Below are 12,671 nucleotides of genomic sequence, written 5' to 3'. Positions count from 1 at the left end.
ACTGCTCAAGAAGTTTTATACCCTTGTAGTTTACTAACGTTTAAACTTTTGTCTTTCGTACAATAGCTGTAAATTTGACGCCTATTTTCAAATGAAAAACATGAGCAAGTATCATTTTAACGATATTGAAAAAAAGTGGCAAGACTACTGGACAAAAAACCAAACATTTAAGGCCAGTAATCAAAGTGATAAGCCTAAATATTATGTATTAGATATGTTTCCTTATCCATCAGGAGCAGGACTACATGTGGGGCATCCATTAGGATATATCGCAAGTGATATTTATGCACGATATAAGCGTCACAAAGGATTTAATGTATTACACCCACAAGGATATGATAGCTTTGGGTTACCTGCAGAACAGTATGCAATACAAACGGGGCAGCACCCAGCAGTTACTACAGAGGCAAATATAAAAACCTATCGTAGACAACTAGACCAGATTGGTTTTTCTTTCGATTGGAGCCGGGAAGTCCGAACTAGTGACCCAAACTATTACAAATGGACCCAATGGATTTTTATCCAACTCTTTGAGTCATGGTATAATAACGAAACGAACAAAGCCGAAGCAATAGAAACATTGGTTTCAATTTTTTCTTCGGAAGGAAATAGCAAAGTAGACGCCGCTTGTGATGATGATGTACCTTCTTTTTCTGCTGAAGACTGGAATAGTTTTTCTGAATCAAAGAAGCAAGAAATTTTATTGCAATATAGATTAACCTACCTGGCAGAAACTGAAGTAAATTGGTGTCCAGCTTTAGGGACTGTTTTGGCTAATGACGAAATTGTGAATGGTGTTTCTGAACGTGGAAGCCATCCTGTTATTCGAAAAAAAATGATCCAATGGTCCATGCGCATTTCTGCCTACGCAGAGCGTTTGTTACAGGGATTAGAAACCATTGACTGGACAGATGCTTTAAAAGAAAGTCAGCGTAACTGGATTGGTAAATCGGTTGGAGCTTCTGTTACATTTAATGTACAAAACCATGACGCTACTATTGAGGTCTTTACAACACGTCCAGATACCATCTTTGGTGTTTCATTTATGACCTTGGCACCAGAGCACGAGTTGGTTTCACAAATAACAACTACTGACCAAAAAGAACAAGTTGAAGCATACATTACTGCAACTGCAAAGCGAAGTGAACGCGATCGTATGGCAGATGTAAAAACCATTAGTGGTGCGTTTACGGGAGCCTATGCAGAACATCCTTTTACTAAAGAACCTATCCCAATTTGGATTGGGGATTATGTGCTTGCTAGTTATGGAACTGGGGCTGTTATGGCGGTACCTTGTGGTGACCAGCGAGATTATGATTTTGCAAAGCATTTTAATATTGCGATCCCAAATATTTTTGAAGGAGTAGATATTAGCGAAGAAGCCTTTGCCGATAAAGCAACTACCAAGATTGCAAATAGTGATTTCCTTGACGGAATGAATTACAAAAAAGCAACCAAACGTGCTATTTATGAACTTGATCAAATAGGTCAAGGTAAAGGAAAAACAAACTATCGTTTGCGCGATGCTGTGTTTAGCCGTCAACGCTATTGGGGAGAACCCTTTCCGGTATATTATAAAGATGGAATGCCGCAAATGATAGCCAAAGAGCATTTGCCCATCACTTTACCAGAAGTAGAAAAATACTTACCTACCGAAGAAGGTGAACCGCCATTGGGAAGAGCAGATGTATGGGCTTGGGATACAGAGAAAAACAATGTAGTTAGCAATGACCTTGTAGATCATAAAGCAATTTTCCCATTAGAGTTAAACACTATGCCAGGTTGGGCAGGCAGTTCTTGGTACTTTTTTAGGTATATGGAAGAGCAAGCCAATCGAGGAGAAGTATTTGCAACAGAGGATGCACTTAAGTATTGGGAAAATGTAGATTTATACATAGGCGGTGCAGAGCATGCCACAGGGCATTTATTGTATAGCCGTTTTTGGGTAAAGTTTATGCATGATAGAGGTTTTGTGGATGTAGATGAACCTTTTAAAAAGTTGATAAACCAAGGAATGATTTTGGGAACGAGTGCTTTTGTATTTAGGTTAAATTACATGTTCTTTGATAATTCTGAAGATGACCAAACAGGAGTTCAAGTGATAAAAAGTCTTGAAAATGTTTATTTAACTTACTCAGAGGAATTGATAAATATTGATTCCAATGAAAATTCAGAGTATTTAAATAACCTAAAAAAGAGACTTGCTCTGATTGCTAGCGTGGAAGATTATATGTTGGAAAGTTTAACTATTATTCCTACTCCAATTCATGCTGATGTATCATTTGTTAATTCTTCGAATGAATTAGATATTGAAGCTTTTAAAAACTGGCGCCCAGAATTTAAAAATGCTGAGTTTATTACTGAAGATGATGGAACTTTTAAAGTTTCTAGGGATGTAGAAAAAATGTCCAAATCAAAATACAACGTCGTAAACCCAGATGATATTTGCGAACAATATGGAGCAGATAGTTTGCGTTTGTACGAGATGTTCTTGGGGCCATTAGAGCAATACAAACCATGGAATACTGCGGGTATTACTGGAGTACATAGTTTCCTAAAAAAACTATGGAAGTTATATCATCAAGGAGCCGAAGGAAGCTTTATGGTTTCAGAAGAAGCGCCTACAAAAGATAGCTTAAAAACACTTCATAAAACTATTAAGAAAGTAGAAGAAGATATTGAGAACTTCAGTTTTAATACATCAGTTTCTACGTTTATGATTGCGGTTAATGAGTTAACTGCTCAAAAATGCACCAGCAGAGAAATACTAGAAAATTTAATTGTCTTGATTTCTCCCTACGCGCCACATATCGCAGAAGAGCTTTGGAAAAAGTTAGGGAAAAGTGAGAGTATTAGCACAGCTCCATTCCCTGTTTTTAACGAAAGTCACTTGGTTGAAAGTAGTAAAGAGTATCCAATATCATTTAACGGAAAAATGCGTTTCACGCTAGAATTGCCATTAAATATGAGCAAAGACGATATTGAGGCTGCCGTAATGGCACATGAGAAAACCGCGCATTATCTCGAAGGTAGAACGCCTAAAAAGGTAATTGTTGTGCCAGGAAAGATTGTAAATATTGTGGGGTAACAAACTAGCATACTTTTTGCTATATTTAGTTTGAAATTAGGTTTAATAATTAAAATAGATACCCACTTTTGTGGGTAATAAGTATGATAGGATATTATATACTCGCAGGAATTATATTTTTAGTAAGTACGTATGTAAGTAATAAGCTAAAAAGTAAATTTAAACACTACTCAAAAGTTAGGTTACAAAATGGAATGAGTGGTAAAGAAATTGCCGAAAAAATGTTGGCAGACAATGGTATAACCGATGTACAGGTTATTTCTACACCTGGACAACTTACAGACCATTATAATCCAAGAAATAAGACCGTAAACTTAAGTGATGTTGTCTATAATGAACGTAATGCAGCTGCAGCAGCTGTATCGGCCCATGAGGTAGGTCATGCAGTACAACATGCAAAAGCATATAGTTGGTTAAAAATGCGAAGTGCTATTGTACCAGCAGTAGGAATAAGTAGTAAACTTTCTAATATTGTAATAATGGCGGGATTGGTGCTTTCAGTATCAGGGTCTTTACTTGGGAATACTATTTTCTTAATAGGGATTATCCTTTTTGCAGTAACTACACTTTTTGCATTTATCACATTACCAGTTGAGTTTGATGCTAGTAAGCGTGCCTTGGTATGGTTAGAACGTGAAAATATGGTAACCCAAGAAGAGCATGCGGGAGCTAAAGATGCCTTAAAATGGGCGGCAAGAACTTATGTAGTAGCAGCTTTAGGGTCGTTAGCAACCTTACTATATTTTATAATGATTTTCTTAAACAGAAGGTGATTTTAATGATGAATTAAATGTAAAGTCCAAGTTTGTGATCATTAATCTTGGACTTTTACCCTCAACCTTGTTTTATATTAACCAACAACTCCTTCAGGATTGTAACCTAAATAGGGGACATGTTTTTCATTAAATGTGATTCCGTAGCTTTCTAATTCTTTTAAAATAGGTTCATAAACTTCTTTTGCTATAGGAAGTTGTACGCCGGGTGTCGTAATTTCTTCATTTAAAATTTTAAGCGCAGCAATAGCAACAGGTAAGCCAACGGTCTTTGCCATAGCAGTATAGGTTTGGTCATCCCCTTTAATAACCATAGTACTGTCTATTTGTTTTTTCTCCCCATCTAGTTCGTATCCAAATTTATGGTACATCACAATCATATCTTTGTCCTCTGGAGCTAGTGTCCATTTATCTTCTAGAATACGTTGTAATGCTTTTGCAGGGGTTGCTTCTTTGATGCCTATTTTCTTTTCAGGATTAAAAATATCTAGCTCCAAAAGCTTTTCCCACATTAAATCATCTTGGTCTATTTTAAGTGCATGACGCATTTTTAGTTCTACCGAGTCTGTTGGAGAATATGGCAAAAATAGATTTATAAAGTCTCTGTACGATAGTTTTTCAGAATCAGGGATACTATACCCATCATCTGTCATGCCTAATTGTACAAACATATTCCATGCTTTACTAAATCCTACACGGCGTAAGGTTCCTCTATATAGTGTAAGTACATCTTCAAGCCCATAAATACTTTTGTACTTTAAGGAGTTCCTATTTGCATACCCTTCAAACCTTCCATATCCTTCAACATCTAAAAATTCTGTACGTCTAAACAGTCTGTGATATGGGATGTATTTGTAGGTGCCTTCTTGAATAAATTCTGCGGCACCTCCTTGTCCTGCAACAACAACATTTCTTGGGTTCCAAGTAAACTTATAATGCCAAAGATTTGTGTCACTTTCAGGGGCTACTAATCCTCCTGTAAAACTTTCAAACAACAACATTTTTCCACCTTTATCTCGTATGCGGTCTATTACATGCATGGCACTCATATGGTCTATACCTGGGTCAAGACCAATTTCATTCATAAAAACCAAACCTTTTGTAGTTACTTTTTTGTTGAGGTTTTGCATCTCATCACTTATGTATGAGGCAGTAACCATATGCTTACCAAATTTTAGGCAATCTCTAGCTACTTCTATATGAAATCGAGCAGGAAGCATAGAAATAACAAGGTCATTTTGTTGTACTGCTTCTCTACGTTGTACTTCATTAAAAACATCTAGAAGAATACCACGTCCATTGGGGTGCCCATCTGTAAATTTTTGGGCATTTTGAATAGAAATATCACCAATGGTTATAAAAAGTTTTTCAGCTTCAGATTTATCTAACAAATATTTAATTAAACTAGTCGCAGAACGTCCTGCTCCAATAATTAATATGTTTCTCATGCGTTGGTTTTTGGTATCTTTGTACGAAACTTTTGTTGGCTAGCGAAAGTACTAAATTGTAGAGATAACTATGAATAAACTTGATAAAAAAATTGTAAGTATTGCCTGTTTTCTGGCTGCATTAACAATTGGAATTGGCGCTTTTGGCGCTCATGGATTAGAAAGATTAGTGTCTCAAGAAGCTATTAATACTTTTGAAACAGGAGTGCGTTACCAAATGTACCATGTTGTTGCATTGTTCATTATTGGATTAACAAGACGTATTCCAGAAAAGGTAAAGAAAATTGTGTTTCGAGTTTTTTGCTTAGGAATGTTACTTTTTTCAGGATCAATCTATCTACTTGCTTTAAAGGCAGTTCTGCCTTTTTCAATTTCATTTGTAGGTCCAATCACCCCAATAGGTGGATTACTTTTTATAATAGGGTGGTGTTATCTGGGCTATAATTTATTAACAATTAGAGGGGATAATTAAGTTTTTTTAACGATAATTTCTATTTCATATTTATTACTTTTGTCCCACACAACAAACTAAAAGTATGGTAGATAAGAACCAAACTACGAAAACGATTTCGATAGACAAATACGGAATCAAGAGTGCAACAATACATTACCAACTTTCTGCAACAGAACTTCACGAAGAAACATTACAAAAAAACCAAGGTAAAGAAGCTAATAGCGGTGCGCTAGCTGTTAATACAGGTGAGTTTACAGGTCGTTCTCCAAAAGACAGATTTATAGTAAAAGATGATATTACACGTGACAAAGTATGGTGGGGAGACATAAATATCCCTTTTGAGGCAGATAAATTTGACGCGCTTTACGATAAAGTAACAAATTACTTATCTGAAAAAGAAGTGTATGTTAGAGATAGTTATGCTTGTGCAGATGAAAACTATAAATTAAACATACGTGTAGTTAATGAGTATCCTTGGTCCAATATGTTTGCGTATAATATGTTTTTAAGACCTACTGAAGAAGAACTTGATAGTTTTGATCCAGAATGGCTTATTATAAACGCGCCTGGATTTATGGCAGATCCTGAAGTTGATGGTACAAGACAACATAACTTTGCTATTTTAAACTTCACTAAAAAAATTGCACTAATAGGAGGAACAGGATACACAGGTGAAATCAAAAAAGGTATTTTTTCAGCACTTAATTTTATTCTTCCTGTTGATAAAAATACAATGCCAATGCATTGCTCTGCTAATGTAGGAGAAGATGGTGAAACTGCTATCTTTTTTGGGCTTTCTGGAACGGGCAAAACAACTCTTTCTGCAGATCCTAAAAGAAAACTAATTGGTGATGACGAACATGGCTGGACGGCTGAAAACACCATTTTTAATTTTGAAGGAGGGTGCTATGCAAAAGTGATTAATCTATCTAAAGAAAATGAGCCAGATATTTACAATGCAATTAAACCTGGAGCCATACTTGAAAATGTAATCATGGATGACAATGCTAATGTAGATTATACAAATACCTCAATTACTCAAAATACAAGGGTAAGTTATCCAATTTATCATATAGACAATATTCAAATACCTTCTATTGGTAAGAACCCTAAAAATATTTTCTTTTTAACAGCAGATGCTTTTGGAGTATTGCCTCCAATTTCAAAACTTACTCCTGGTCAAGCAGCCTATCACTTTATAAGTGGTTACACGGCTAAGGTGGCTGGTACAGAAGCAGGAATTAATGAACCAGTTCCTAGTTTTTCGGCTTGTTTTGGAGCGCCATTTATGCCGTTACACCCAACTAAGTATGCAGAGATGCTAAGTAAAAAAATGCAAGAAGCTGGTGTAAACGTTTGGTTGGTAAATACAGGCTGGACAGGAGGTCCTTATGGAATTGGAAGTAGAATGAAGTTGAAATATACTCGCGCTATGATTACTGCAGCGATGGATGGCTCACTAGAAGAGGCAAATAAGGATAATTATCATATACATTCTGTTTTTGGGTTACAGCAACCTAGAGTTTGCCCAAATGTTCCAACCGAAGTGTTAAGCCCAAGAAAAACTTGGAATAATGATGAAGGATACTACGAGACGGCACACAAATTAGCTAAGTCATTCAAAGAAAATTTCAAAAAATTTGAAAGTTATGCTAATGAAGAAATTCTAGGCGGAGCACCTTTAGGTGGTTAAACCAAAAAAAGAAGCACAAAAAAAGAGCTATCGTTTTGTTAGCTCTTTTTTTATTGAAATAGATGATTAATCTATTTATTTCTTATTTGCTTGCTTAATGTATTTTTCGAGAGCCATTGTCATGGAAGGAGTATCTGGAGTAGGCGCTTTTATATCCACACGTAATCCATTTTCAGTAGCAGCTTTTATAGTAGTGTTCCCAAAAACAGCAATACGTGTATCATTCTGTTCAAAATCTGGAAAGTTTTGAAGCAAAGATTCAATACCACTTGGGCTAAAAAACACTAAGATGTCATAGTACACATCTCTTAAATCAGACAAGTCACTTACAACAGTTCTGTAAAAAGTAGACTGCTTCCAGTTTACACCAAGCTCATCAAGTACTTTAGGAACTTCAGGTTTTAATTTATCTGAAGAGGGAAGTAAAAACTTCTCTGTTTTGTATTTTTTAATGAGTGGTGATAGCTCTGTAAATGTTCTTTTCCCTACATAGATTTTACGCTTTCTATAGACTACATATTTCTGTAAGTAATAGGCCACAGCTTCACTCTGGCAAAAATACTTCATTGTATCTGGCACTTTAAATCGTAATTCTTCAGCAATTCTAAAGTAGTGGTCAACGGCGTTTCTACTAGTAAGTATAATGGCAGTATAATCATTAAGATCAACTTTTTGTCCACGAACTTCTTTTCCAGATACGCCTTCAACGTGTATAAAAGGGATAAAATCTATTTTAACTTTCTGTCTATCGATTAAATCGAAGTATGGGGAGTTTTCAACCTTAGGTTCGGGCTGAGAAACTAAAATAGTCTTCACTTTCATATGCATCTTTATTTTAAATCTTACGTACTATATCAATACTTTATAGAGTATGATGTAGGGTGAAAATTCGAGAGCGCAAAGATACAAAATAAAATAAAAGAAATTGCCTATAATTAATTTACTGTGTGTTTTATAACTGTAAAACAGCGAAATACAGTTGAGAAGCACGATGATTGCTGCAATAACTATAAAAATTGTTGGACTAGGGTTTACTACATAAAACAAAAAAATAGAACAAATAAGTGCGAGTATTCCTATTAAGTTTCTATGGGTAAGTTTGTAGTAAAGATATTTATTTACAAGAGTATCTATAGAAAGCGTGGTTCCCACAATTTTTTCTACACAAAATTTACAGCAGGCAAATAGCGTATATGCAGAAGCAATTTGTATAAAAAGGTAGTTGTTAGTAGAAACTTCTTCAGGAAAAAAAACTGTAAAACTGCTATATAACAAAAGTGAAAAACCAATAATTTGTATCACAAAGAGTAGCATATTAAAGGGATGTTGTACAACATTGCCTTTACCTTGTACTAAAAAATAAGTATCTGTTAGTGGGAGCTTTATAAATTCTTGAAACCTATTTGGGTATTTGTACTTTACAATGGTAAGTAATACTATACAACAAACAAGTAAAGCTGTTATCCAGTCAAGCGAACTTACTTCTCTTTGTACATATTGTAATGCAATACTCATGGTACTAATGTACAGCATAAATCCCTTTTATAAAAAGCGACTTAGCTTGATTTTGAGCTGTCAAGTTATAGTAAAAATAGTACATTTGTTCTAAAATTTGCGTATGTCTAATGCGGTAGTCGTTATACCTACTTACAATGAGATTGAAAACATAGAGAGGCTGCTTAGAAACATTTTTTCTTTGCAACGCGACTTTGATGTTTTAGTTGTAGATGATAACTCTCCAGACGGTACTGCAAAGCAAGTAAGAACACTTTTTTCAGAATTTCCGGAGCGCTTACATTTATTAGAAAGAGAAGGAAAAATGGGTTTGGGGACTGCATATATAGCAGGGTTTAAGTGGGCATTGGCAGCCCATTATGAATATATTTTTGAGATGGATGCAGATTTTTCTCACAACCCAAATGACTTAATACGTCTTTACAATGCTTGTTTTAAAGAGAATTATGATGTAGCTGTTGGATCCCGTTATGTAACTGGAGTGAATGTTGTAAACTGGCCAATGAGTAGAGTTTTACTTTCTTGGGGAGCTTCAAGATATGTGAGAGTGATTACTGGAATGAAAATCTATGATACGACAGCAGGTTTTATTTGTTACAAAAGAGCTGTTTTAGAAAAAATTAATCTTGATAAAATAAAGTTTGTAGGGTATGCCTTTCAAATAGAAATGAAGTTTAAGGCTTATTTGGCAAAATTTAAAATAGTGGAGGTTCCTGTTGTTTTTACAGACAGGACTAAAGGAGAGTCTAAGATGAGTGGCGGAATTATTTCTGAAGCAATCTTTGGCGTACTAAAAATGAAATTTAGAAGTTTATTTGGGGGAAACAACTTTAATGAAATTTAATGGGGACAATTTTAATTAAAAATGCAACGATAGTTAATGAAGGCAAAAGCTTTCAAGGAGATTTACTAATTGAAGATGATAGAATTAGTGATATTTCAGAAAGCATAAGTGTGAAATCTTCAGACACAAAAGTAATTGATGCAGATGGGATGTTTTTAATTCCAGGTATGATAGATGACCAAGTGCACTTTAGAGAGCCAGGACTAACACATAAGGCAACTATTGCTACAGAGTCTAAGGCAGCTGCTTCAGGAGGTATTACCTCTTTTATAGAAATGCCTAACACAGTTCCGCAAGCAACAACAATTGAGCTTTTAGAAGATAAATTTAATATAGCAGCAGAAACATCTTGGGTAAACTATTCGTTTATGTTTGGAGGGACTAATAATAACCTTGAAGAAATCCTTAAGGTTGATAAAAATAAAGTTGCCGGATTAAAGTTGTTTTTAGGGTCTTCAACAGGAAATATGTTAGTGGATAACCCTAAGACTTTAGAAGAGATTTTCAGCAAAACAGATTTATTGATTTCTGTGCATTGCGAGGATGAGTCAACTATTAAAGCAAATACAGAAAAATATATTGCAGAATATGGAGAAGACATCCCTATTGAACTTCACCCTATTATTAGAAGTGAAGAAGCTTGCTATTTATCATCTTCAAAAGCAATAGAGCTAGCAAAAAAAACAGGAGCACGTTTGCATGTTTTTCATCTTTCAACAGAAAAAGAAACACATCTTTTTGATAATAAAAAGCCACTAGCTGAAAAGAAAATTACCGCAGAGGTTTGTATTCATCATCTTTGGTTTACAGACGAAGATTATAAAACCAAAGGCACAAAAATAAAGTGGAATCCAGCTGTAAAGACCCAAAAAGACAAAGATGGTTTATGGAAAGCACTTAATGACGACCGTATTGATGTTATTGCAACAGACCATGCACCACATACATTAGAAGAAAAAGATAATGTATATACTAAGGCGCCATCAGGAGGGCCATTAGTGCAACATGCACTAGAGGCGTTATTTGAGATGAGCTTTAAAGACCGAATAACTGTAGAAAAAATTGTAGAAAAAACTGCGCATAACCCCGCTATTTTATTTCAAATTGAGGATAGAGGATTTATAAGAAAAGGGTACAAAGCAGATTTGGTTTTGGTAGACCCCAATGCTCCTTGGACAGTAACAAAAGATAATATTGCGTATAAATGTGGCTGGTCTCCTTTTGAAGGAAGTACTTTTAAAGCAAGAGTTGTGTATACCTTTGTAAATGGAGCCATTGCTTATGACAACGGAAAATACCCTGCTGAAAACAGAGGAGAACGTTTAACTTTTACTAGATAATGAAGTTTCTTTACTACCTATCATTTTTTCTTTTGCTATTTTCTTGTAGTGATGTAAAGCGACCAGAAAAACCAAAAGACCTTATTTCTGAAGAGAAAATGGTTTCTATTTATACGGAAACTTATTTAACTAATGCCGCTAGAAGTGTAGACAGCAGGTTTATTAGAGAAAACGGAATTAAGTTAGATAGTTTTATATACTCGAAATTTGGTATTGACAGCCTTCAATTTGTAAAGAGTAATACATATTATGCTTCAGATATGGATACATATGAGTCCATATTTTTAAAAGTTGAAAAAAATCTTGCTGCCCTAAAAATAGAGAAGGATAGTATTGTAGAAGTTATTGATAAAGAGGAGGGTATTACAAAAGAAAAAAAGGATAGTGTTGTTAATGCCGAAGAAGGACTCTTAATAGAATCACAGACCTCTGAGGAGGAAGATAATTAACTTTCTTGCTTGTAGCGTTTAACTACTCTCTCTAGTGTTTCTTCAATAGGAGTAAAATTAAGCTCAAATTCTTGTTCAATTTTTGAAGCATCGTAACTAGATACTGTAAACATGGAGCTTACAATAGATTTAAGAAGCTTTCTTTTTGTTCCAAAAAGAGTAGAAATAAACCAGTCTATCGTTGTAGCAACTAGTAAAATCCATTTAGAAATATAAGTGCTTGGAGGCTTACTTCCTGCAATTGTTGCGATTTTCTCAAAGAAATCTTTGTACAATACATTTGCTCCATTGAGAATATATTGCTCATTAGATACATTACTATTCATACAAGTAATTAATGCTTTTACAACATCTATAACATCTACAAAGCCATTACCTCCTTTGGTTATATATCTTTGGCCTTCTATGGCATTTTTAATAAGCTTGCTACTCCCTTCATCCCAAAACCCAGAACCTAGAATAATACTTGGGTTTAAAATTATAGCGTTTAACCCTTCCTGTGTACCTCGCCAAACTTCCATTTCTGCACCAAATTTTGTAATTGCATAAACGCTATTTTTACCTTCAGCATTCCATTGGGTTTTTTCAGTAATAGCGCTGTTGTCGTTTGTCTTTCCCAATGTAGCAACAGAGCTAACATATACAATTTTTTTAACCTTATTGGCTAAGCACATATTTACAATATTTGCTGTTCCTTCAATATTACTTTTCTTGAGCTTATAATAATTTTTAGGATCAAAACTTATATATGCCGCAGCATGATAAACGTGTTTAATGTCTTTAAATGCTTCAGTAAGTGCAGGAATATCTGTAAGGTTGGCTTCACACCATTCAATTCTAGCATAGGTCTCTTCAACTTCTTTTGTGTAATAAGAGAAAACTTTTTTTACAGCAACTAAGTCACTATTTTTTCTATGGATAGCACGAACGGTAGTGTTACTTTTCAATAAAAAATATAACAAATGGCTTCCCACAAGACCTGTACCTCCTGTAACTAAAATCATACTATAAAAGTACTCTTTTTTACAATACTCTTTTGTGTTTGCAGGCATCAACCTATCTTTGCA

At 34.8% G+C, this 12,671-nt stretch carries 11 protein-coding genes; 7 read left to right on the top strand and 4 right to left on the bottom strand.

All coding sequences use genetic code 11. The features are described 5' to 3' along the window. Positions 1-100 precede the first annotated feature (100 nt). Entirely contained in the window at positions 101-3,088 is a 2,988-nt protein-coding gene (locus RM538_RS10320; RefSeq protein ID WP_311333352.1) for a leucine--tRNA ligase, read from the top strand. A gap of 83 nt (positions 3,089-3,171) precedes the next feature. Next, entirely contained in the window at positions 3,172-3,861 is a 690-nt protein-coding gene (locus tag RM538_RS10315) for a zinc metallopeptidase (protein WP_311333351.1), read from the top strand. 77 nt (positions 3,862-3,938) lie between these two features. Here RM538_RS10315 and RM538_RS10310 read toward each other — a convergent pair whose 3' ends face one another. Continuing rightward, positions 3,939-5,309, bottom strand: a complete 1,371-nt coding sequence (locus tag RM538_RS10310) for a saccharopine dehydrogenase family protein (protein WP_311333350.1) — start codon at positions 5,307-5,309, stop codon at positions 3,939-3,941. A 70-nt stretch (positions 5,310-5,379) separates the two neighbouring features. On the opposite strand from RM538_RS10310, the gene RM538_RS10305 reads away from it, so the two are divergent. After that, on the top strand, positions 5,380-5,781 hold the full coding sequence (locus RM538_RS10305; RefSeq protein ID WP_311333349.1) for a DUF423 domain-containing protein: 402 nt from the start codon (positions 5,380-5,382) through the stop codon (positions 5,779-5,781). Between the two features lie 64 nt (positions 5,782-5,845). After that, positions 5,846-7,456 (top strand): phosphoenolpyruvate carboxykinase (ATP), encoded by a 1,611-nt coding sequence (gene pckA, locus RM538_RS10300; protein WP_311333348.1) that lies wholly within the window; start codon positions 5,846-5,848, stop codon positions 7,454-7,456. 75 nt (positions 7,457-7,531) lie between these two features. On the opposite strand, the gene RM538_RS10295 is transcribed toward pckA, so the two are convergent. After that, positions 7,532-8,278 carry a uroporphyrinogen-III synthase gene (locus RM538_RS10295; protein WP_311333347.1) on the bottom strand — a complete coding sequence of 249 codons (747 nt, stop codon included), beginning with the start codon at positions 8,276-8,278 and terminating at the stop codon, positions 7,532-7,534. Between the two features lie 27 nt (positions 8,279-8,305). Further along, the gene (locus RM538_RS10290; RefSeq protein ID WP_311333346.1) at positions 8,306-8,989 is read right to left on the bottom strand and encodes a DUF4271 domain-containing protein; all 684 of its coding nucleotides are present in this window, start codon (positions 8,987-8,989) and stop codon (positions 8,306-8,308) included. A gap of 85 nt (positions 8,990-9,074) precedes the next feature. On the opposite strand from RM538_RS10290, the gene RM538_RS10285 reads away from it, so the two are divergent. From RM538_RS10285 to RM538_RS10275, 3 genes are read left to right on the top strand one after another with little or no spacing between them, the layout of a single operon-like run. After that, on the top strand, positions 9,075-9,815 hold the full coding sequence (locus RM538_RS10285) for a polyprenol monophosphomannose synthase (RefSeq protein WP_311333345.1): 741 nt from the start codon (positions 9,075-9,077) through the stop codon (positions 9,813-9,815). Beyond that, a complete protein-coding gene (locus RM538_RS10280) occupies positions 9,815-11,155 on the top strand; it encodes a dihydroorotase (protein WP_311333344.1) in 1,341 nt (446 codons plus the stop codon). The genes RM538_RS10285 and RM538_RS10280 overlap by 1 nt, the downstream gene beginning before the upstream one ends. Further along, positions 11,155-11,604, top strand: a complete 450-nt coding sequence (locus RM538_RS10275; protein ID WP_311333343.1) for a DUF4296 domain-containing protein — start codon at positions 11,155-11,157, stop codon at positions 11,602-11,604. The genes RM538_RS10280 and RM538_RS10275 overlap by 1 nt, the downstream gene beginning before the upstream one ends. Here the strand turns inward: RM538_RS10275 and RM538_RS10270 are convergent. Continuing rightward, positions 11,601-12,656: an NAD-dependent epimerase/dehydratase family protein gene (locus tag RM538_RS10270; RefSeq protein ID WP_311333342.1), complete on the bottom strand. Its 1,056-nt coding sequence runs from the start codon at positions 12,654-12,656 to the stop codon at positions 11,601-11,603. The two genes, RM538_RS10275 and RM538_RS10270, sit on opposite strands and share 4 nt — an antisense overlap. Positions 12,657-12,671: the final 15 nt, after the last annotated feature.

Origin of the sequence: Patiriisocius hiemis (genome assembly GCF_031846325.1) — a bacterium.
Lineage (GTDB): Bacteria > Bacteroidota > Bacteroidia > Flavobacteriales > Flavobacteriaceae > Patiriisocius_A > Patiriisocius_A hiemis.
This window is presented reverse-complemented; position numbering and strand designations above follow the sequence as displayed.